The sequence below is a fragment of the Catenulispora sp. EB89 genome (assembly GCF_041261445.1).
Taxonomy (GTDB): domain Bacteria; phylum Actinomycetota; class Actinomycetes; order Streptomycetales; family Catenulisporaceae; genus Catenulispora.
The window spans coordinates 1-21,826 of the sequence record NZ_JBGCCU010000010.1; the positions used below are offsets into that span (position 1 = coordinate 1).

A 21,826-nucleotide genomic window follows, 5' to 3' on the forward strand; every position below is an offset into this window, starting at 1 on the left:
GACCTCGCCGCCGTCGCCGCCCAACTCAACCGCCGACCCCGCAAAACCCTCGGCTGGGACACCCCCGCCGAACGCCTCGCTAAACTCCTGAACACGAATCAGTAGCCGCCGTTGCAACGACCACTGAAATCCGCCCCTCGAGGCGCCCACCAAACGCGGCCGCCAGCCGCCAACATGACGTGTGCGCAGTGACTCGGACCTGTGCGTGGTCGTGGACGCGAAAACCGGCGGCCGCCAGCACACCGCCGCAGAGACCTGAACCGTCGCGTGGTCTTGTCCGCGAAAACCGCTGGCCGCCAGCGCACCGCCGCAGAGACCTAACCGGCGCGCGGTCGTGCCCATGAAAACCGCCAGCCGCCAGCGCAACCCGCGTCGCACAACCGAACTGCGTCCCCCGCGAGGTCACCAAACCTTAGGCGAAGCCGTAAAAAGCCTCTAAAACCACAGACCAGACGCACCCCGCCCCACACCAGCCCCACACATCAAGCAGCAGCGCCTAAAGGCCCTTGAACTCCGTCACCCGCGCACACTCGCCGTCGCCACCCCAAGCGAGTGCCGATAGTTCCGAGGCGAAGTCCCCATAGCGCGCTTGAAAGCGTTGCTGAACGCGCTCTCCGAGCCGTAGCCGACCTCGCGCGCCAGCACTGCGACCGGCGTCCCGTCGTGCCGTAGTGCCCGGGCGGCCAGGTTCATGCGCCAGGTGAGCAGGTATGTCAGGGGTGGAACTCCGACTGTTTCGCGGAACCGTACCGCGAATGCCGTCCGCGACAGTGACGCAGCCCGCGCCAGCTCCTCCAGTTGCCAGGGTCGTGCGGGTTCGCCGTGCATCAGTCGGAGGGCCGGGGCGATGCGTTCGTCGGCGAGGCCGCGGAGCCAGCCGGGTGGGAGGCTCGTGGTGTCGGCGAGGCTGATGCGCAGGACCTGGAGGAACAGCAGTTGGGCGATGTGGTCCATGGCGACCGCTGCGCCGGGGCGGTTGCCGGTCATCTCGTCGAGCAGCTGCTCGGTGAGGCGGCGGAGGGTTCCGGCTTCGGGCGCGTCGCTGTGGACGTGGACCAGCGGCGGCAGGGCGTCGCGCAGCAGGCTGCCGCCGTCGCGGCTCAGGTCGACGTGGCCCGCGACGCACATGAGGTCCGCGCCGTCGCCGATGGTCCGCAGGCCGGTGTGCGGGTCGACGGGGAGCTGGCTGCCCGCCATCGGAGTGACGCCGGCGTCGCTGCACATGACGTACGGCAGCGCGCCGTCGGAGACGATCACGTCGCCCGCCGCCAGCCGCACCTGTTCGCCGGTGTCCTCGCGCACCAGCAGGCAGCCGCCGCGCACGACGCAGGTCACCTTCAGCCGGTCCGGAGCGTGCAGCCGCAGGGCCCAGGGGCCGCCGGCGACGAACCCGCCGGACATCGCGGCCCGGGCGTCGGCGACCGCGAGGGCGGCGCCGAGGGGGTCTTCGGGGGCGGCCGGCTCGGCGGGCTCGGGGCGCCCGACCGGTTCAGCGACCTCGACCGGTTCAGGTTCAGCGACCTCGGTCGGCCTCGCCTCTGTACTCTCACGCAAGTTTTGCGAACTCACAAGTATTCATCGTACATCCTTGCCGACCTAGCGTGGTCCTGTAAGCATCACCAGAAGGGACCGCCCGTCATGACCACCACCCCGCAACGCCCCCTCCCGTCCGGCTTCAGCTCCACCTCCACGACCGACGAAGTGATCAAGGGCATCGACCTCACCGGCAAGACCGCGATCGTCACCGGCGGCTACGGCGGCATCGGCCTGGCCACCGTCCGTACCCTCCACGACGCCGGCGCGCAGGTCATCGTCCCGGCCCGGAACACCGAGGGTGCCCGCGCCGCGCTGAAGGACCTGGACGGCGTGCGTGTCGAGCAGCTCGACCTCGTCGAGCCCGCGTCCGTCGACGCCTTCGCCGACCGCTTCCTCGCCGAGGGCCGTCCGCTGCACCTCCTGATCAACAACGCCGGCGTCATGGCCACGCCGCTGACCAGGGACGCGCGCGGCAACGAGCTGCAGTTCGCGGTTAACCACCTCGGGCATTTCCGCCTCGCCACCCGGCTGTGGCCAGCGCTCGCCGCAGCCGGTGCGGCCGGTGCGGCCGGTGCAGCCGACCGGACCGGCGGAGCACGCGTCATCGCGCTGTCCTCCCGCGGCCACCGCTACTCGCCGATCGTCTTCGACGACCTGAACTTCGAGCACCGCACCTACGAACCGTTCCTCGCCTACGGCCAGTCCAAGACCGCCAACTCCCTGTTCGCCGTCGAGCTCGACCGCCGCGGCCGCGCCGAGGGCATCCGCGCCTTCGCCGTGCATCCCGGCGCGATCCTCGACACGGACCTGACCCGCCACCTCAGCGACGACGCCCTGCGCGCCGCCGGCGTCGTGGACGTCGACGGCCGCCGCGTGCTGAGCAACGGGCTCCACGTGAAGACAGTCGAGCAGGGCGCCGCGACCACGGTGTGGTGCGCGACCAGCCCGGCGCTGGACGGCCTGGGCGGCGTCTACTGCGAGGACTGCGACATCAGCCCGGTCATGACCGCCGAGGAACTGGCGGCGTCGGACCGGCCGCTGGACGGCCCCGGCGTGCTGCCGTTCGCGGTCGATCAGGATGCTGCGACGCGCCTGTGGGACGTCAGCGAGCAGCTGATGTAGGCGGCCGCAGGTGGCACGGGAGACACGCGAGGCGCGGCCGTCTGGGTAGATTGATTGCCATGAAAGACCGGCAGCGGGCACAGATCGATCTTGCCCGGTTACCCGACGACATCGCGCACCTCATCGCGGGCCTGGCGCCCGGCGGCACGCTGGAGATCACGCGCGGTGGCGAGCCGGTCGCGACGATCACCGCCGCCGGGCACGCCCCGTTGGAGGGCACGGTCATCCGGGCCCGCCCCGCCTCGGACACCGGTGATGACGACAACCGCGGCGCCGCCGGCGAGGGCGTGACCGTCGTCGCCACCGCGATGAAGCTCTCGGACACCGCACGCACCAAGCTCTCGGAAGAGCTCGGCGGCGACTACATCGTCCTGGACATGTGGGACGCCCCCAAGACCGCGGACGTGCTCCTCATCCCGACGATCAGCCTGAAGCTGCTCGGCAACCTGCGCGGGATGTTCCCCTCGGCGCGCGTCGTCATCGCCGAACTCGACGATCCGGAGCTCGGCATCAGCTACCCGAGCCCCGTGCGGCGCCTCCTCGACGCCGGGGCCGACCTCTATCTCGCCACGACGACCGTGCCCAGCCTGGCGCGGCAGCTCGGCGAGGCGGTGGCCGGCGCGCGGGGCGAGCTCGGCGCGGCCCGGCGGCCGCGGTTGGAACTGGAGTAGCGAAGCCCCGGCTGCGCCCGTTCGGCCGAACGAGGTCGCCAGTTCGGCACCTGACAAGGCCGGGGGCTCGGCCTCACCCGACGCGCCGCCCGCTCGACGCCACCCGACGCGCGGCCCACTCGACGCCACCCAACAAGCGGCCGCCTCGGCCTCACTCCACGATCTGCGTCCGGCTGAGCCGCACCTCCTCAATATCCAGCCGCGCCTGGATCTGCCGCACCACCGCGTCGTCGATCTGGTGCTCGTGCCGCAGCCGCAGCACCGTGGCGCGCTTGGAGTCCAGCAGCGCCAGGCGCAGCTCGCGGTACTGGTCGTCGAACTGGCGCAGGCGCTCGGCGGCGTCGTCGTCGATGTCGTCGGAGTCGTCGTCGGGGTTGCCGGCCTGGCTGACGCGCATGCGCTTCTCGTACTCGCGGCGCGTCATGTCCAGGATCTCCGGCGCGGTGCCCAGGGCCGCGGCGATCTCGGGCATCGCCGCCAGTGCCTCCTCGGACGCCGTGCGGTTGGCCATGCGGCGCTCGGAGTCGATGACCGTGTCCTCCGGCAGGTTGACCCAGCGGACCACCGGCGGCAGCGCGAAGGCCTGGAGCATCAGGGCCGCGATGACGCCGGCCGTGACGAACACGATGACGTCGCGGTCGGGCAGCGGCAGGCCGTTGTTCAGGGTGTTCGGGACGGCGAGCGCGGCGGCCAGCGAGACCGCGCCGCGGAAGCCGGCCAGGCCGGTGATCACGCGGAAGCCGTGGCTGACGCGGCGGGCCTGCTGGGAGGGGCGGCGGTCCAGGGCGCGGATGAGGTAGATGACGGTGAACTGGAAGGCCAGGCGGACCGCGATCAGGATCCCGCACACCGCCGCCACCAGGGACAACGCCCGAGCCAGATCGAAGCTGGTGAGGTTGCGGACCGCGGACTGGGACTGCAGGCCGACCAGGACGAACAGGGCGCCGTTGAGGACGTAGGTGCCGATCGTCCAGAAACCCTGAGAGAGCAGCCGCACCGCCGGCGTCCCGACCTTCGGCCCGAGCTGGCCCATGATCAGCCCGCACGCCACCACCGCCAGCACGCCGGAGGCCTGGATCGCCTCGGCGAGGAGGAAGGCGGTGAAGGGGATGAGGAGGATGGCGACGTTCTCCAGCAGCGGGTCCGTCAGGCGCGCGCGGAGCTGTCCGCCGACGAAGGCGACCGCGACGCCCGCCGCGGCGCCGCCGGCGTAGGAGCGGATCAGGAGCCAGCCGACGTGCACGGCGCTGAAGTGCTCGGTCCCGACCGTGACCGACACCGCGACGGCGTAGACGACCAGCGCCGTGCCGTCGTTGATCAGGCTCTCGGCCTGCAGCAGGTTCATCGCCTGCCGCGGCAGCACCCGGCCCAGCGCCGCGACCGCGGTGGCGTCGGTCGGCGCCAGCGCCGCGCCGAGGATCCAGGCCGGGCCCCACGGGACGCCGAACGCGTGCGCGACCACCGCGACCATCGCCGCCGTGACGAACACGAGCAGCGTGGTCATCAGCACCAGGCCGCGCAGGGTGCGCCGGATCCAGCGCAGCGAGGCGTTCAGGCTCTCCCAGTAAAGGAGTGCCGGCAGGAAGACCAGCAGCACGGTGTCCGGCGGCAGGTTCACCTCCCGCAACCGCGGCACGAACCCGACCAGCACCCCGGCGGCCAGCATCAGCACCGGCGGCGCGACGCCGAGGCGGTTGCCCGCGATGCCGCTGGCCAGCACGCAGGCGCCGATCACGACGATGACCGTGAGCGCGAGCACGCGGGCCTCCTGGCGGTGGGGCGGGCCCGGGCGGGTCCTCGGAAGAGGTGATCTCCATCCCGGGGCGGCTCACACCGCGGCGGCGTACGTTACCAGCGGGGGGAGGGCGGGGCTCGGCGGCGCGACCGGGACTGTGCGGCAGAACAAGACCCGCCCCGCGAGCGGGACCGGACCGCGCCCAAGACCGCGCGCCCTCAGTCCTCCGCCACACCCCCCGCCGCATGCTCCGCACACAAACACCCCACCCCCCGCTCGATCCACTCCTGCATCCGCCACCCCGGATGCCGCTCCACCATCAGCGCCCTGACCTCGGCGACCACCGTCTCCTCGGTCACCGCCGTGTCCCGCCGGCGCCACGTCTCGTCGCGCAGCTCCCTGAGGTAGTCGCGTACCTCGGCGAGCAGCGCCGCGTCGCCGATGGCGCCGTGGCCGGGCACCACCACGCGGTGCTGTTCGGCGGCCAGGCCCTCCATGACGCGCAGCCAGCGCAGGCCGGACACGTCCGTGTCGTGCGGGGGGAACCAGGGGAAGATCGCGAACTGGCCGGCCTCGGCGAGGTCGCCGGTGAACAGCACGCCGGCGTCCGGGACCGTCACGACCTGGTCGCCGCGGCTGTGCGCGCGGCCGGTGGGCCGCAGGTGCACGGTGCGGCCGCCGAGGTCCAGGGTGTAGCCGTCGTCGAAGACGACGTCGGGGGTCGGCAGCTCCGTGCCGTCGAGCTCGCGCGCGACCGGCTCGCCGAGCTGCGTGAACATCGCCAGGTAGCCCGCGCCCTTCTGCGTCAGGTCGTCGGCCTGCGCGCGGTTGACCACGTACGTCGCCTCGTCGGCGAACGCCTGCGCGCCGAAGGCGTGCTCCGGGTGGAAGTGCGTGGTGGTCAGGTAGAGCCTGCGGCCCTTGGCGTAGTCGCGGGCGAAGCCCAGGACGTCGCGCGCGTTGCGCGGCCCGAGCCCGGTGTCCACCACCAGGACCGAGTGCGTGCCGCCGATCACGCCGATGTTCGGCACCAGGTCCACGTCGTGGTTGGGCAGGACGACCAGGTCGCGGGCGATTTCCTGGGCGCCGGCGGTCTGCACGACCGGGTCGGGGAACGGGTAGGTGCTATCCACGGAGTCAGCCATGCTCCGAGTGCAACACCGGCGCGGGAGGGCCGTCCAAGTCCGATCCCGCAAGGGCGATACCGCGCGGGTATCGTCGCCTGTGATGGACATGGAACTGCGCACGCTCCGCTACTTCGCCGCCGTCGCCGAGGAGCTGCACTTCGGACGTGCGGCGCGACGGCTGCACATGACGCAGCCGCCGCTGAGCCGGGCCATCCGGCAGCTGGAGACCGACCTCGGCGTCGCGCTGTTCGAGCGCTCGCCGTCCGGCGTCGTGCTTACCGCGACCGGCGCCTGGTTCTACCGCGACGCCCGCGCGCTGCTCGACCAGGCCGACCGGTTGCAGGCCAAGGTCGCCGCGTCCGCCGGGGCCGCCACCCTGACCGTCGGCATGCTCTCCGACAGCGCCGATCCGGCCGCGGCCCAGCTCGTCAAGGCCTTCCGTGAGCGCCATCCGCACGTCGACGTCCACATCCGCGAGGCCGACTTCACCGACCCGACCTCCGGCCTGCGTGCCGGGCAGGTGGACGTCGTGCTCACCTACACCCCCTTCGACGAGACCGGTATCAGTGTCCGCCGGCTCCGGGTCGATCCGGTCGGGGCCGTGCTGCGCGCCGACGACCCGCTGGGCGACCGCGAGATCCTGCGGCTGGCCGAGCTCGCCGACCGGCGCTGGTTCCGCTTCCCGGAGACCGCCGACCCGATCTGGCGCGCCTTCTGGAACGCCACCGCGCCGGCCGGGCCGCCGCGCGAGGGCCCGGTGGTGCGGACCGTGCACGAGTGCTTGCAAGCCGTGCTGTGGAACGGCACGATCGGACTGGCGCCGCGGGTCGGGGTGCTGCCGGCCGGCCTCACCTTCGTGCCGCTGGCCGACGCGCCGCCGAGCGCGCTGGTCGTCGCGTGGTCCGACGCACGGGACGATCCGCTGGTCCGGTCGTTCGTCCGGGTCGCCGTGCGGACCTACGGCGCTGTGTCAGAGGGCTGATGCCCGCGCGCCGCAGATCGATCCCGGCTGATGTGAGCACCGGCCCCGACAGCTAGGGTGGACGCGGCATGTCCGAAGACTGTCAAGGGGGATGGATGATGATGGGTGGGCGCACACGGCGGTTGGCCAGAGTGGCCGCGGCCGTCTCGGTTCTGGCACTGGCGACGGGCTCGGCGGCGGCGTGCTCCAGCAGCGGGTCGTCCGGGGGCGGCGGCGCAGGTTCCGGCGCGTTCGCGGACGCGCTGAAGAACGTCCACGACACCGCGCAGACCAGCGGCTACATCGAGTTCGGCGACACCGCGCAGCTGGCCAAGCTCACCGGCGGCACCACCCCGGCCGCGAACGGCCCCTTCACCCGGCTCGTCGGCGCCGGCTCGGACCAGCTGACGCAGTACGAATCGCTCCTGCCGCCGCTGACCGGCTTCGACCCGGCCACCGCGACCAGCGCGATCAGCCTGGGCCTGCCGCCGAACGCGATCGGGGTGCTCTACGGGTCCTTCGATCCGGCGGCGATCGGTGCGAAGCTCGCCGCCTGGGGCTACCACAAGGCGGACCGCGGCGGCGGGGTCACCGCGTGGATCTTCCAGGACAACCACCAGATGGACCTGACCAAGCTGGACGCGAACGGCGTCGGCCCGGGGATGACCGGCTGGCTGAACGTGGTCTGGGTGTCGAAGTCGAGCATCGCCTACGGCTCCGCGACGTCCGACCTGGCCGCCGCGCTGCCCGCGCAGTCCAAGTCGTTGTCCGGCGATCCCATGGTGAGTTCGCTGGCCGACTGCCTGGGTTCGCCCCTGATCGCGTACGTGATCACCGACGCCAAGCAGATCAACAACAGCGGGATCTCGGCCATCGCCTTCGGCGTCACCGCGACCGGCACGTCCGACATCCGTGAGGAGATCTGCGCCGCCGCGCCCAACGCGTCCGGCGCGCAGGGGTTCGCGACGGGCTTCACCAAGGCGGTCGGCAGCGGCCTGGACTACGTCCGGAACCAGCCGTGGTCGGCGCTGTTGACGGACCCGCAGACGAAGGTGATCGGCGGCTCGCAGAACGTGGTGCGGCTGACTGCCAAGCCAGTGGATCCGCAGGGCGCCGCGCTGGTGGTCAACCTGGTCGCGCAGAACGACTTCGCCGGCCTGCTCGGGCTGCCGCAGGTGATCAGCAAGGTGGGGTTGCCGGGCGGGGCGGTCACGCTGTTGCCGACGCAGGCTCCGTCGTCTTCCTGACGGATTCGCGTTCCTGACGGATTCGCGCGTCCATGCGGGACCGATGAGTCCGTGCTGGACCGACCGTGCTGGACCGATGAGTTCCGGGGCCGGCCGTCGTCCAACCTGATGACGACCCGCCCTCCGGAAAGGAACCACCCCATGACCAGCACCGCCAGCAGCACCGCCAGCAGCACCGTGACCTCGGCCGACGGCACCTCCATCGCCTACACCAGGACCGGCGACGGCCCGGCCGTGATCATCGTCGACGGCGCGCTGTGCCACCGCGCGTTCGGTCCCAGCGGCGGCATCGCCGAGCAGCTGGCCCCGGAGTTCACCGTCTACACCTATGACCGCCGCGGCCGGGGCGAGAGCGGCGACGCCGACACCTACTCGCCCGAGCGCGAGGTCGAGGACATCGCGGCCCTGATCCAGGCCGCCGGGGGACAGGCCCGCCTCGCCGGCTTCTCCTCCGGCGGCGCCCTCACGCTGCGGGCCGCCGCCGCGGGCATCGGCGTGACCAGGGCGGCCTGCTACGAGGCGCCGTACGTGACCCAGGACTGGCACCGCGACGCCGCGCTGGCGTACACCACCGACCTGCACCAGGCGCTCGACGCGGGCCGTACCGACGACATGCCGGCCCTGTTCATGGCGCTGGTCGGCATGCCGGAGGACCAGGTCGCCGGGATGCGCCAGGCGCCGGTGTGGCAGGCGTTCACGGCCGTCGCCAAGTCCCTGACCTACGACAACGCGGTCCTGGGCTACCCCGCGGGCGGTGCGGTGCCGACCGAACTGCTCGCCACGATCACCGTGCCGGTCCTCGCCATGGACGGCGGCGCCAGCCCGGACCTGCTGCGCGACCCGGCCGGGATCATCGCCGGGGCCTGCCCGGACGCCGAGCGCCTGACGCTCGAGGGCCAGACGCACGAGGTCAGCCCGGACGTCGTCGGCCCGGTGCTGGCGAAGTTCTTCGCGTGAGGCGGCGCTGAAGGCAGAGCACCCAGCGCGGGCAAAGCAAAGCGGGCAAAAGCAAAAGGTGCGGCGCCCTCATGAAGAGGACGCCGCACCCTTGCCGCTCTTAGCGCCTACCGTTGTTGATGCCTAGTACAGATACAGATCACTGCTGATTCGTTCCCCTAAGGCGTCCGGATCTTCCAGATCCCGCGTCCGTGCGTGGCCGCGTACAGGTTCCCGTCCGGACCGAGCACCAGCTGCAGCGTGGCGTTGGTCGGCAGACCGTTGCCCAGGATGCTCCAGCAAGAGGAGTGCGGGCCTTCGTAGAACACGCCGAGGTCGGTGGCCAGCGCGATGCCGCCGTGCGGCAGGATCTGGATCGAGTCGGCCGGGACGTCCGGCAGGTTCGCCGAGATGTCCTTCCAGGTGGTGCCGCCGTCGTGGCTTTCGAAGATGTGGCCGAAGTCCGCGCCGGGGCCTTCGGTCCACTTCCGGGAGAAGCCGCTGACCGCGACGTAGACGTGGTTGGCGTTGGCCGGGTCGATGGCGATCGAGGACAGGTAGCGGTTGGGCAGCGAGGTGCCGTCGGTCGGCAGGTTCAGCTGGTGCCAGCCGGTGCCGTCGGCGTTGCCGACCGCGATGCCGCGGCTGAAGCCGACGCTGTTGCAGCCGCCGCCGCACCAGGCCGCGTAGATCTTGCCGCCGGAGGCCGCGACGGCGGAAGCGTCGTTGCCCGCACCGAGGTCGTAGACGTCGGTCCAGTCCGAGGTGGCGCGGATCGCGAAGCCCTTGGTCTGGACGGCGACGTGCTGGCCGCCGGCGACCCAGGTGTTCGGGTTCTTGAGGTCCGCGGTGAACGGCGCGGTGAAGCGTGCGGTGCCGTTGACGCCGTCGTTCGGCGGCACGTTGTACTCGGTGGCCGTCGAGGGGTCGGTGGAGACGTTCTGGCCGCAGTCGTTGGTGACCCAGATGTCCTCGTTGGTGTACTCCTGGGCGATGTTGCAGCCGTTGGCCGGGTCGACGAGGGTGTCGCCGCCGTCGCCGCCGAAGTTGGAGCCCATGACCGCGGGGCCGCTGCGCAGGATCGACTGCCCGTTGTCCTGCAGGCCGCCGGAGACCGCGACGCCCTTGCCGCTGGGGTCCGCGCCGACGCCGACCGAGTAGTACTGCAGGGTGTCGATGGTGCCGTCGTTGAGCGACTGCCAGTCGGCGGCGTGGCCGCCGGAGTCCAGCACGCCGTTCACCGGGCGCTTGTAGACGCCGCCGTCGTTGCCGACCACGACGTAGGACTTGCCGCCCATGCTGCCGATCGCGACCGCGTGCTGGTCGGAGTGGGTCGTGGGGGAGCAGGTGCCGGTCTGCTCGGTCGGGTCGATCGACCAGCAGGGGTAGGTGAAGTTCCAGTACGGGCCCACGGTGTTCCAGGTGGCGCCGGCGTCGTGGGACTCGTAGACCTCTTCCAGGCCCATGTAGACGTGGTTCGGGTCGGTGGGGTCGACCTGCAGGAACTGGTTGTACCAGGCCTGCACGCCGGGGTTGTAGGTGGCGCCGGTCTCGGCCGAGCCGGAGTTCTCCAGCTTCGGCGAGTCCGCCACGAGGTGCCAGGGGCCGAACGGCGTGCCGTTGGAGACGTAGACGCCGCCGAGCGTGGACTGCGCGCTGGTGATCTTCGTCGGGTCCTGGTTGATGGCGTAGAACTTCGAGCCGTCCGCCGAGTTGGCGAAGGTCACGGCGCCGACGTTCGCCGCCGCGGTCGGCAGGTCGCCGAGCGAGCTGGTGATCAGCGTCCAGGTACCGCCGGTCTTGGTGTAGAACCCGTTGTAGGTGTCACCGCTGCGCCAGCCGACGGCCGCGATCAGCTTGGTCGGGTCCTTCGGGTCGGCGGTGATGTCGTTGACGATGTTCTTGTACGGCGCGGCCGGGTCCGCGGCCTGGGAACCGCCGGGCAGGTAGCTGGGGTTCGGGGCGAACTCCAGCTTCCAGGCGCCGTGCAGGTCGGTCAGGGAGTGCGACCACAGGCCGCGGGTGGTGGCGGCGTAGACCGTGTCGCCGATGAAGCGGATCTTGCGGATGCTGGTGGACTGCAGCTCGGTGCCGCCGACGCGGTCGTGCGTGGAGAACGTGCCGTGCACCGGGTGTGAGAGCACGTACACGCCGGCGCCGGTGAAGGTGTCCGAGGCCGTGTTCGCCTCGCCGGTGGCGTACCAGAGCCGGCCGGACGTATCCAGCTCCAGATCGCCGGTCGAGGCCGCGGGCAGCGCCTCGGAGATCGGCGTCCACTGCCCGCCGCCGGTGGAGGAGCGCCACACGCCGCCGTTCGCGCCGCCGGCGTAGACGTGCCCGGCGTTGTCCGCGGCCATGCCCGTGATCCGGCCGGTCACATTGCCGGCACCGCCGGAGGAGTTGGAGTCGTAGTCGCGGTACAGCGGGTCGTCGGAGTTGTAGGCCGCCGTGGTGACCGACTTCCAGTCCGGGCCGTAGTGCGGCATCGACTGGATCTGCTGCCACGCCGCGCCATAAGCGCCGGGCGCCACGATCCCGGGCGCGCTGCGCGCCGCGAAGTACTCGTTGTCGGCGGCGGTCGGATCGTCGACCCCGCCGTCGGGGTTGCCGGGAGGACCGCCGACCGCGGAGGCCCGAATGTGCCCCGTAGAAGCGGTGGTCGAGGAATTGACCGCGTGCGGCCGGTTGTGGGGTTGGGTGGCTCCGACGTTGTCGGCGGACGCCTGCGGGCCCGCCAGGACCATCGCCAAAGCCGCGCAGGCCGCTCCGATCGGGAGCAGTCTCAGGCGCGAGGCAGTTCGCATGCCGTGGGATCCCTACTGTCGAGGAATGGTGATGCAGTGCCAGCCCGCAGCGTGCCATGTGCCATGGCAGCGGTCAGCCCTTCGGGTGGTCAAGATTCGATAAATGTGGGGTTTCACTAGGGGGCTGGTCTGGGCCGACGCCGTGGACCGGGGTCGAAGGGCGCTGCCATGCTTGGTCCATGTTCTTGTCTTTGCTGCCTTCGGAGTCGTCAGCGCCACGCACCTCCGGGCTGCGAAGGTTCCTGGCGGTCCTCGCCGTCGACGCCGTGTGCTTCGTGGTCCTGGTGTGGGGCGCCTTCTCCGACGCGATGCAGGGACTGGGATGGGAGTCCAGGCGCACGCCGGAGCCACCGACGCACTATTTCAGCTGGGCCCTGATCCTGGTCGGCGGCACGCTGGCGGTGCACGCGGTTTACGCGTATTGGCGGAACTGGACCCCGGAGGCGGGGATCCAGCTGCTGCTGGCGATCGTGGCCGGGATCAGCGGACTCAGCACGCTCGGTTCGGGCGGCGACGGGGCGGCGCCTTCGCAGCCGAGTTCTGTGCACGTGACGCAGACGCCTAATGGGGACTTTTGTTACAGCGGCGGGCAATGCTTCATCAATGGGACGCCGGTCAGCGGGCATCCGTAGGGGCGGGCCGGCCGGCCGGGGCTGCGATCAGGGTGCTGAGATCCGGGGCCTTGGTGCCCACCGAACGCGGCAGGCAGCCGCCCGCACGACGTGTGCGCAGTGACTCGGACCTGTGCGTGGTCGTGATTGCGAAAATCGGCGGCCGCCAGCGCGACTTGTGGCGCTGAACCGAACTGCGTCCCCCTGCGAGGTCACCAAACCTTGGGCGAAGCCGTAAAAATGGGCGCCCCTGCTTGATGTGTGGGTGCGGTTTGTTGGTGGGTTTTAAGAGCTTTTTACGGCTTCGCCTAAGGTTTGGTGACCTTGCTGGGTGGCGCAGTTCGGTGGTGCGCCTGGGGACGCGTTGGCGGCCGGCGGTTGTTCGTGTGCACGACCGCGCACCGGTCCGAGTCACTGCGCACACGTTTGGTCTGGCGGCTGGCGGCCGCGTGTGGTGGGCACCTGAAGTCAAAGACAGGGCCTCCGGCGGCGCCTGCGCGGCGAGCGGCACTCGCTCCGGGGAGGGGGGCCGCGCTGTTGGGTGCCGGTCGTTGCTTGTGGTCGCCTTGTCCCGGGTTCCCCGTCGCGTCGTCGCCTGACGGAAGCAGACCGGTCCGGTGGTATCAAGTCGGACCCCTGCTGCTGTGGTGCGGTTTCGTGCGACTTGACACCACCGGCCCGGTCAGCTTGGCTACGCCCGCCGACGCGACGGGGAACCCGGGACAACCCCGGCCTGTGGTGTGGACACGGTCCACTCGGGCGCGCACACCTGCGGGTGGTGACGTGGCGCGCCCGAGATGCGGGAATCCTTCCCACAGTGGGGGTTGTCCCGGATCCCTCGTCGCTGTCGGCGGTGCTTGCACAACCATCCCGGACTGGCGGGGTCAAGCCGGACGAAACCCGACCACAGCAGCGTGTGATGCGGCTTTACCCCGCCAGGCCGGGATGGTTCCCTTTAGGGCGACGTCAGCGACGAGGGATCCGGGACTCGGCGACCAACACTCGGACCGCCGCCGAGGCGGGGGGTTGGGGATCCCTCAGAGTCTCGAGTGCCCCCGCCGGAGGCGCCTGCTCTTGATCTTAGGCACCCACCACGCCCGACGATTGCCGCCCACGTAACGTGTGCGCAGTGACTCGGACCCGCGCGCGGTCGTGTCCACGCACAACCGCCGGCCGCCAACGCATCCCCAGGCACACCACCGAACTGCGCCACCCAGCGGATCCTTCTTAAAACCCTGCGAAGCCGTCAAAAAAAGCCCTTGACTGTCAACCCACCAACAAACCGCACCCGCCACCAGCACCCACACCACACATAGGTCAGCAGCGCCGAAAACGAAGACTCAGAGAGCGTCTTCGGCGTCGTCGGCCAGCGTCCCGATCTGCACGACCCGCTCGGGATGCCGCTTCCAGAGCCATAGCAGGATGCCGAGTCCCACCAACAACCAGACCCCCACCGCCGGGCCGGCGTACGAGGCCGGGGGTGTCAGCTTGCTGACGAAGGAGAAGGCCGGCACGCCGGCCGCCGTCAGCAGCGGCGGCACGAAGGCGGCGATGCCCAGCAGCGGTACCAGGCCGTGTCGCAGCCAGGAGAATTCCTCGCGGCGGAAGCGGGCGAAGAAGCCGATGCAGGCCAGGTTGGCGATCATGTAGATGGCGATGACCACGATGACGATCCCGGTCGCCACCAGGAGGAACGCAGAGGACGGACCCCACTTGAACCCGACCGCCAGTGTCGCGCCGACGGCGATGACGAACTGGGCCGCGACCGCCACCACCGGTGACCGGAACCTCGGGTGCAGGACGGCCAGCTGCCGGGGCAGGACGCCGGCTCGCGCCAGGGCGAAGGCCGTGCGGGTGGAGGCGTTCAATCCGGCGTTGGCGTTCGCGATCGTCGAGTTCACGATGGCGAAGAACACGAGCACCCAGAACAGTCCGTAGGAGGCTTTGGCCATGCTGGTCCACGAGTCGGCGCCGAACGCGGAGAACTTGTCGGGGCCGAAGGCCACCGCGGCGGCGTACGTCGTGAACACGTAGAGGGCACCGATCGCGAGCGTCGCGCCCAGGACCGCTTGGCGGATGGTGCGGCGCGGATCGCGTGCCTCCTCGGCCAATGGCGCGGCGGCCTCGAAGCCCGAGAACGCCAGGATCGTGTACACGGACCCTGCGATGACACCGGACATCCCGCGGTGCGCCTCGGGGGTGTGGCTCGTGCCGAACACCGACAGTGTGTTGTGATGGCCGGCTTTCACCACGAACATCACGGCCAGCACCAGGAACACCGCGATCTCGAAGGCGCCGAGGACGGTGCCGAGCACCGTGCTGGTCTGGATCCCGCGATAGCCGGCGGCGGCGATCACCAGCGCGCCGACGATGACCCACGGCCACCACAGGTCGGCCGGGTAGGAGTGCCATTCGTCGTGCAGTATCGGCGCCACGGTGAAGCCCAGCTGGAGCAGCAGCAGCGTGGGCACCAGCGCTTGGACGAACACGTACATCCAGCCGACGACGAAGCCCGCGGCGGGGTGCAACCCGCGCCCGGCGTAGGCGCCGACCGAGGCGGCCGCGGGCAGATGCCGCGCCAGCTCGGCGATGGAGTTCGCGGCCAGCAGGCAGGCCGCCATCGCCAGCAGCACCGACAGCGGCAGCGCGCCGCCGGCGAACGCGGCGCCGGAGGGGATGGAGGCCGCGATGGCGGCGCCGGGCGCCATCGCGGTGATGCTCTGGAACAGTACTTCGCGCAGGCCCACGGCATCCCGGGCCAGTCCGGTTCGCTGCTGCACCTCGGTCACGACTGACTCCTGTCGCCGGCGGGGGTCGCGGTGGCGTGTACCTCGGAGTGCTACGAGCATTGAACGACGATGGAATCCGGCGTGCCCCCAGTCCTGTTCAGGATGAGGTAGCAGCCCGGTCACCCTATACAGTGCTCTGCTTCAATCCCCGAACTCTCACCACCCATCAGCTCTTTCCATTCCGATCGGGACGGCAATCGTGAGACGCTCGGGGATAATCTCGGCGACCACCTCAAGCGGCGGCCGATGGCTTTGCGGCGGTCGCCGACCGCACGCCTCCGGACCTGGGCCGGCTCGCGCGCCGGCCCAGGTCCCGGTTGGCGATCAGTGGGGTGTGAAGTCCTGGTTGGTGCCGGGGGCGTTCTTGCACGGCCACTGGTCCAGTTGCTGGCCGTTGGTGGACCCAGCTCCGTAGACGTCCAGGCAGAGTCCGCTGTTCTGGTTCTTGAACTGCCACGAGCCGTCCGCCTGCTGCGCGGGCAGCCATTGGCCGGCGGCATTGCCGGTGACCGGTTCCTGGACGATGTCGGCCACGCCCTGGGAGGTCGAGCTGTTCGCCACGGTCACGTCCTGCCCGGAGTTCTCCACTTGCAGCTCGCCGTAGCCGCCGGAAGTCGGCACGAACTGGAGCTGCTGGTTGGTCTGGCCGTTGCAGGTGTACTGGTCGATCGCAGCGCCCGCGGTGGAGGTGTTGCCGTAGGAGTCCAGGCAGAGGCTGTCATTGCCCACGACGAGCCGGTGGTAACCGCTGGGGAAACCCTGGGTCGGCGGTGTCGCTGCCCCGTAGCCCACTGAGGTCAGTTCGGACTGGATGGCGTTCTCGGTCGCGTCCGACGGGAAGCCGGCGGTGACGGCTCCCTCGAAGAACTCTCCCGTGTCACCGTGGTCGTTGCCACCACCGGTGCCCAGCAGAACGGAGTTCTCCAGTCGCATCGGTGAGTAGCCGCCACTTGGCAGGGCCCCGGAGTAGGTCGTGGTGAGGCTGCCGCTGTTGGCATTGCCGTATTTCAGGGTGAAGTTGCTTGTGCCGTTGTTCTTCTCCCACGCCGTGACGAACGGGTAGCTGATGCCGGGGTTGTCGGGCTTGTTCGGCCCGGTGATGGAGCTGTACATGCCCTGCTCGAGGTCGGCCTCGACCCACGGCCCGGATCCGGTGCATCCACCGAACCAGCACGCGCTGCCGAACTCGATCGCGTTCATGGTGCCGTCGCCGTCGTCCCGCCAGCCGTTTTCGGCGCTGCCGAAGTCGAAGCAGCAGGTGCTGTTGTAGAGCGAGGTCGACGTGACCTCGTAGATCCCCTCCGGCTGGGAACCGGTCGGCACACCCGTGGTGTTGAAGTTGCGGTAGCCGACGGCGCCCGCGGAGGTGTTGAGGACCTTCACCCCGTAGACGGCGTTCCCGTTCACGGTCACCGGCAGGGCCATCGCGTCGGCACCCACGTCCGACTGTATCCAGGAGATAGGCAGGTCGTTGTGCTTCGAGCTCTGGTCGTAGAGCTTGGTTATCGTGCACGTGGTCCCGGAACAGAACGAGACCTGTGCGGCAGCGTTGGCGTAGCCGCCGGCCGCCGCGACGCCCACGTCGAGATAAGTCTTGTCCGACGAGCGCTGAATTTGGTACAGCGGCCCGCCATACGCGGCGAACAAGGCGCGGGTCGTGCTGTACGCCGCCACGCACGGCGTGGCGCCTGCCGCGTAGATGTCGCACGGGAGTGAGACAGCCGCTCGCGCGGCCGGCGTCGCCGACACGCTGGTCGTGATCGGTACCAGCAGCGAGGTCGCGAGGACGATTACCGAGGTCAGCAGGCCGATGAGGCTGCGGCGACGATACCTCATCGCCGCCTGCGGATGTCTGCTGTCGGCCCCGTGGTCGCGTTCTGGGTCCGTCGGCCGCGCGGTTCTCCTTCCGGTGCGGCGGGCTTGACGTACTCGTTCGAACACTAGGATCTTCCCTTCCTTTCGTCGACCGTGTGTGGCACGCGGAGGCGCAGCAAGTGTTAGCGGTAACACTGGTCTCGCTTGTGGCGGGATGTGCAATCGCCGGGCCTCGTCCACGGAGGGGCGATACATGGGATGTCTGCCGGGTCACAGTAAACCTGGCTCTAAGGCGGGTCAACAGTCTGTATTGCCGATGCAACGTCGCTGTGACCTTCATCGGTGCAGCTCACAGGCGCCCTCACCCTTTGCCGCTTCCGTGAAAGCTTCACACTTTTCTCGTGCCGCCATGGTCGTCGGAAATCGCACGAACGCGGTCCGATTCATGGGATGTCCGGCGGATGTCAGGGCACGGTTTACGGCACGGCCGTGCACTCCAGGCCGTTGACGAGCGAGCCGGGCTCGAAGGCCTGGCAGTGGTACGCGACAGCGCCCGCGAAGATCACACCGGGGCCCCGACCCGAGCCATAACAGTCCACGCCGACGACACGTCCGCCGCTGATGGGAGCCACCTCGCTGCAGTTCCAGTGCGATGAGTCCGTTGGCGTCGCGGCGTGCACGGTGGTCGGCACGGCCATCGAGATCAGGCCGGCGACGACCGCCACAGCGGCGCGGCGCCTCGTGGTAACGAGCATCGAAGCCCCTCCTGTCACGGCGGCGCGCACCTCACCCCGCCGTGAATCAGAGTTCTGCAAACATGCCGCTTCGGCAAGTCGTCGCTGCGTCTCAGGTCGACGTGGCTCGGTGTACGGGCATAAGCGTCGGCGTCGGTTGTGTGGTGAGGAATTCGGCGGTCAGGGAGTACACCGCGTCGGGCTTTTCGATGACCAGCAGATGCGATGTGCCGGGGACGATGGCCAGTTCGGAATCCGGGATGCCGCGATAGAGCGCGATGGTGTGTTCCAGTGAGACCGTGTCGTCGTCGCCGACCATGACCAAGGTGCGGGCCGCGACCGTTCGCAGGTCTTCGGGGGTGAGAGTGGGCTCCGTCGCAGCCATGTCGAGGACCTTGCGGGCGATGGCGGGGAAATGCTCCGCGCCGTCGGGGGACACCTCGCCGTGGCGGGTGCTCATGCGGCTCAGCGTCTCCTCGTCGAACTCGCTGAGGGTGCCGGGCAGGTTGCCGTCGTGGTGGAAGGTTCCGCTGATGAGCACTAGTTTTCGGACCAGGTCGGGTCGCTTCAGGGCCACCAGCAGGGCGACGTCGGCTCCGTCGCTGTGGCCGACCAGGTGGGCGGGCGCGCCCACCACCTTGTCGAGGAAAGCGATGGTGTCATCGGCCATCGCTTCGTAGGTGAGCGGACCTTCGACGTCGGGGGTGCGGCCGTGGCCGCGCCGGTCGACGGTGTAGACGCGGAAGTCGTCGACGAAAAAGGGCAGAACGGGTGTGAACATCCGCGAATCCACGAAGCCGCTGTGGAGCAGCAGCAACGGTTCGCCGTCGCCGTGCATGTCGTACCAGGTCGCCACGTCGCGGAGCCGTATATTCGCCATGATTCAGTATGGCGCCGGTCTTCGGTGGGACCGCCCCGGAATGCGGTTCGGCATGAATCGGGTGATCCTGGGACTGCCAGACGATCACGAGGAGGACGGCCATGTCGATACTCGACAAGCTGAAGGGCCTGCTCAAGGGCCATGAGGATCAGGCTCACCAAGGCATCGAAAAGGCGGGCGACGCTTTCGACGCCAAGACCGGGAACAAGTTCCAGGGCCAGGTCGACACGGTCCAGCAGAAGCTTGCCGACCAGGTCGGCAACCGTCCTCCGACGGACAACCAACGCTAGGCACGGCGAGTCACCGGCATTAATGAGCCGAATGCGGCCACCGTCACCCCAATCCAGCAGCACCCGCCGCCGCAGCCCGGATCTCCGCCGGACCGAGCCCGGCCGTTCGCAGCGTCGCCTCGGCCACGACCGCGGGCTCGATCTCGACCGTCGCCTCTGCCTCCGCTGACGTCCCACCCCAGCGTCGCAGTGGGATGACCACCTCCACGACCTGGATCAGCAGCGCTCCCAGTACCGTCGGCGGCACCGCGTTTGCGTCGGCGACCAGGTGGCCGGCCCGGTCGCCGAGCCGGCCGTAGATCTCCTGTAGTTCGTGACGCAGTGCACGGAAGTCGTCGAAGCGCTCGTCGCGGACCTCGGGGATCAGATACAGGCTGCCGATGTTGTGCGGGGCGCGTGCCAGTAGCTCGGCGTCCGTCGCGGCCAGTGCGTACAGTGCCGCCGCTGCGGCTGCCGGGTCGGTGCCGGCCTGGTGTTCCAGGTGGCGGGCGAGTTCGGCGCTGGGGCGGACGGAGCGGTCCAGGAGCTCGGCGAGGATGTCGTCCTTGCCGGCGAAGTGGTAGTACAGCGAGGCCTGGCGGATGCCGACCGCGTCGGCGATGGCGCGGGTCGAGGTGCTGCCGAAGCCCTGCTCGACGAACAGTGCGGCGGCGGCGAGCAGGATCTGTTCGCGCGGCGGCAGCTGCGGGGCGGTGTCCGGGACCGCGCGCGGCCGGCCTGCGCGTGACGTCTTCTCCACGATGGTCATTCTCGCCCCTCGGCCAGATGGACGCGCCAGCCGCCGGTCGGGGTGATGTCCTCGGCGTCGTCGAGAGCTGCCGGTTCGCACAGGAAGCCGGGCACGGTGCGGCCGTCGGCCAGCGCCACCGGGCCGATCGCCATCGGGGGTGGCAGGGTCGCGACGAGCTCGGCGAACCCGGCTGCGGGCAGGCTCCACAGCTCGCCGGCGATCGACGCGCCCTGTGCCGTGCCAGGTCCGGTGCTAGCGCTGGTGCTAGCACTAGAACTAGCACTAGAACTAGCGCCAGCGCCGATCCGGACCAGGCCGGGCTTGGTTGGGACGGTCCGCAGTGCGAACAGCCGGTACTCCGGCGCGGTGCGCACGTCCTCGGCGAACGTGCCGCCGAGCCCGACCAGCTGCCGGTTGAGCGGCTGGCCGCGCAGGTGCGCCCCGAAGACCGCGACCTGGACCGGCGGTGCGGCGAAGCGTGCGGCGAGTCCGGCCAGCGCGGTGTCGGAGTGCGGCGCGCCGGTGAGCATGACGCCGAACGGCAGGCCGTCGACCAGCCCGGACGGGACGGCGAGCGCCGCCAGGCCGAACAGGTTTGCGAAGTTCGTGTAGCGGCCCAGGCGGCTGTTCACGCCGACCGGGTCGGCGGCGACCTCGGCGAGCGTGGGATGGCCGGTGGTGGTCGGGGTGAGCAGGGCGTCGCAGGTGTCGAAGACGCCCAGCCCCTCGGCGCCGAGCCGTTCCAGGCGCTCGCGGTCGCGGAACAGGTCGGCGGCGGTCGGGGCGGCACCGGCCAGGACGATGGCCGCGACCGTCGGGTCCAGGTCGGCGTCGGGATGCTTCTCGATGAACGCGCCGACGGCCGCGTAGCGCTCGGCGACGAAGGCGCCGCCGTAGAGCAGGGTCGCGGCCTCCAGAAGTGGGGAGATGTCCACTTCGACGATCTCGACGCCGCAGGAGCGCAGCCGGGCCACCGCCGCCGCGAACGCCTCCGACCAGCCCTCGGCCAGGTCGGTCAGCTGCGCCGCGACCGGAACGGCGACCCGAGGGCGCGCGGGCAGCGCCGGCAACGCGGGCAACACTGGCGAAGCGAGCAACGCGGGCGACACCCGCGACGTCGACGACGTCGACGAAGCGAGCGGCAACGGCGCCGGGTCGGCCATTGTCTCGGCGACGGCGCGCGCCAGAGCGAGTTCGGGGGCGAACACCGTCACGCAGTCCAGCGAGCGGCACGCGGGGACCACCCCCGACGTGGGCACCGAACCCACGGTGGGCTTGACCCCGACGATGCCCTGGAGCGCGGCGGGTACCCGCCCGGAACCGGCCGTGTCGGTCCCCAGCGCGAAATCGACCTCGCTGAGCGCCACCGCGACGGCCGAGCCCGACGACGAGCCGCCGGAGATCCGCGCCGGATCCCAGGCGTTGCGGACCGGGCCGAAGGGGCTGCGGGTGCCGACCAGCCCGGTCGCGAACTGGTCGAGGTTGGTCTTGCCGATGGCGATCGCACCGGCGGCACGCAGGCGCGCGACGCAGGTGGCGTCCTGGGTCGGCGGGTAGGAATACGCGGCACAGCCTGCTGTCGTGGGCAAGCCGAGTACGTCGATGTTGTCCTTGACAGCGAAGACCAGCCCTGCCAACGGCAACCGCTCTCCGGCGGCGACCCGCTCATCGATCTGCTCAGCCTCGGCCAGGACCTCTGGCTCCGGACGCACGCTGATCCAGACCTCCGGCCGGTCGGCCTCCCGGATTCGCGCGTACGCGGCGCGCACCCGCGAAACAGAACCCTGCGAACCAAGGGCGCTCAAGGGGCTCAAGGAGTTCAAGGCGCTCAACGAACC

17 protein-coding genes are annotated in these 21,826 nt (G+C 70.2%); 7 read left to right on the forward strand and 10 right to left on the reverse strand.

Annotated elements, in window-relative coordinates:
- Positions 1 to 516 precede the first annotated feature (516 nt).
- The gene (locus ABH920_RS22115; RefSeq protein WP_370350980.1) at positions 517 to 1,554 is read right to left on the reverse strand and encodes an AraC family transcriptional regulator; all 1,038 of its coding nucleotides are present in this window, start codon (positions 1,552 to 1,554) and stop codon (positions 517 to 519) included.
- An 84-nt stretch (positions 1,555 to 1,638) separates the two neighbouring features.
- Here ABH920_RS22115 and ABH920_RS22120 point away from each other — a divergent pair, with 84 nt between their 5' ends.
- Together ABH920_RS22120 and ABH920_RS22125 are read left to right on the forward strand one after the other, a co-directional pair.
- A complete protein-coding gene (locus ABH920_RS22120) occupies positions 1,639 to 2,658 on the forward strand; it encodes an SDR family NAD(P)-dependent oxidoreductase (protein WP_370350982.1) in 1,020 nt (339 codons plus the stop codon).
- A gap of 59 nt (positions 2,659 to 2,717) precedes the next feature.
- Positions 2,718 to 3,329: a hypothetical protein gene (locus ABH920_RS22125; RefSeq protein WP_370350983.1), complete on the forward strand. Its 612-nt coding sequence runs from the start codon at positions 2,718 to 2,720 to the stop codon at positions 3,327 to 3,329.
- A gap of 151 nt (positions 3,330 to 3,480) precedes the next feature.
- On the opposite strand, the gene ABH920_RS22130 is transcribed toward ABH920_RS22125, so the two are convergent.
- Both ABH920_RS22130 and ABH920_RS22135 read right to left on the reverse strand, forming a co-directional pair.
- Positions 3,481 to 5,088 carry a Na+/H+ antiporter gene (locus ABH920_RS22130; protein ID WP_370350984.1) on the reverse strand — a complete coding sequence of 536 codons (1,608 nt, stop codon included), beginning with the start codon at positions 5,086 to 5,088 and terminating at the stop codon, positions 3,481 to 3,483.
- Positions 5,089 to 5,282: 194 nt separating this feature from the next.
- Complete coding sequence (locus ABH920_RS22135; protein ID WP_370350985.1) at positions 5,283 to 6,209, reverse strand: MBL fold metallo-hydrolase; 927 nt, start codon at positions 6,207 to 6,209, stop codon at positions 5,283 to 5,285.
- Positions 6,210 to 6,297: 88 nt separating this feature from the next.
- Here ABH920_RS22135 and ABH920_RS22140 point away from each other — a divergent pair, with 88 nt between their 5' ends.
- From ABH920_RS22140 to ABH920_RS22150, 3 genes are all read left to right on the forward strand, one after another.
- Positions 6,298 to 7,173, forward strand: a complete 876-nt coding sequence (locus tag ABH920_RS22140; protein WP_370351227.1) for a LysR family transcriptional regulator — start codon at positions 6,298 to 6,300, stop codon at positions 7,171 to 7,173.
- Between the two features lie 101 nt (positions 7,174 to 7,274).
- The gene (locus ABH920_RS22145) at positions 7,275 to 8,399 is read left to right on the forward strand and encodes a hypothetical protein (RefSeq protein WP_370350986.1); all 1,125 of its coding nucleotides are present in this window, start codon (positions 7,275 to 7,277) and stop codon (positions 8,397 to 8,399) included.
- A 141-nt stretch (positions 8,400 to 8,540) separates the two neighbouring features.
- Positions 8,541 to 9,356 carry an alpha/beta fold hydrolase gene (locus tag ABH920_RS22150; protein ID WP_370350987.1) on the forward strand — a complete coding sequence of 272 codons (816 nt, stop codon included), beginning with the start codon at positions 8,541 to 8,543 and terminating at the stop codon, positions 9,354 to 9,356.
- A gap of 158 nt (positions 9,357 to 9,514) precedes the next feature.
- Here ABH920_RS22150 and ABH920_RS22155 read toward each other — a convergent pair whose 3' ends face one another.
- Positions 9,515 to 12,139 (reverse strand): glycosyl hydrolase, encoded by a 2,625-nt coding sequence (locus ABH920_RS22155; RefSeq protein ID WP_370350988.1) that lies wholly within the window; start codon positions 12,137 to 12,139, stop codon positions 9,515 to 9,517.
- Positions 12,140 to 12,318: 179 nt separating this feature from the next.
- Between ABH920_RS22155 and ABH920_RS22160 the strand changes: the two genes are divergently transcribed.
- Positions 12,319 to 12,771, forward strand: a complete 453-nt coding sequence (locus tag ABH920_RS22160) for a hypothetical protein (protein WP_370350989.1) — start codon at positions 12,319 to 12,321, stop codon at positions 12,769 to 12,771.
- A gap of 1,319 nt (positions 12,772 to 14,090) precedes the next feature.
- Here ABH920_RS22160 and ABH920_RS22165 read toward each other — a convergent pair.
- The 4 genes from ABH920_RS22165 to ABH920_RS22180 all read right to left on the reverse strand — a co-directional run bounded on the left by ABH920_RS22165 (position 14,091) and on the right by ABH920_RS22180 (position 18,926).
- On the reverse strand, positions 14,091 to 15,539 hold the full coding sequence (locus ABH920_RS22165; RefSeq protein WP_370350990.1) for an APC family permease: 1,449 nt from the start codon (positions 15,537 to 15,539) through the stop codon (positions 14,091 to 14,093).
- Positions 15,540 to 15,863: 324 nt separating this feature from the next.
- Entirely contained in the window at positions 15,864 to 17,375 is a 1,512-nt protein-coding gene (locus ABH920_RS22170) for an arabinofuranosidase catalytic domain-containing protein (protein ID WP_370350991.1), read from the reverse strand.
- A gap of 455 nt (positions 17,376 to 17,830) precedes the next feature.
- The gene (locus ABH920_RS22175; protein WP_370350992.1) at positions 17,831 to 18,109 is read right to left on the reverse strand and encodes a hypothetical protein; all 279 of its coding nucleotides are present in this window, start codon (positions 18,107 to 18,109) and stop codon (positions 17,831 to 17,833) included.
- A gap of 91 nt (positions 18,110 to 18,200) precedes the next feature.
- Complete coding sequence (locus ABH920_RS22180; RefSeq protein WP_370350993.1) at positions 18,201 to 18,926, reverse strand: alpha/beta fold hydrolase; 726 nt, start codon at positions 18,924 to 18,926, stop codon at positions 18,201 to 18,203.
- Between the two features lie 143 nt (positions 18,927 to 19,069).
- Between ABH920_RS22180 and ABH920_RS22185 the strand changes: the two genes are divergently transcribed.
- Complete coding sequence (locus tag ABH920_RS22185) at positions 19,070 to 19,258, forward strand: antitoxin (RefSeq protein ID WP_370350994.1); 189 nt, start codon at positions 19,070 to 19,072, stop codon at positions 19,256 to 19,258.
- A gap of 43 nt (positions 19,259 to 19,301) precedes the next feature.
- On the opposite strand, the gene ABH920_RS22190 is transcribed toward ABH920_RS22185, so the two are convergent.
- Both ABH920_RS22190 and ABH920_RS22195 read right to left on the reverse strand, forming a co-directional pair.
- Entirely contained in the window at positions 19,302 to 20,006 is a 705-nt protein-coding gene (locus ABH920_RS22190) for a TetR/AcrR family transcriptional regulator (RefSeq protein WP_370350995.1), read from the reverse strand.
- Positions 20,003 to 21,793, reverse strand: a complete 1,791-nt coding sequence (locus ABH920_RS22195) for an allophanate hydrolase (protein ID WP_370350996.1) — start codon at positions 21,791 to 21,793, stop codon at positions 20,003 to 20,005. Before ABH920_RS22195 ends, ABH920_RS22190 begins: the two co-directional genes overlap by 4 nt.
- Positions 21,794 to 21,826 lie beyond the last annotated feature (33 nt).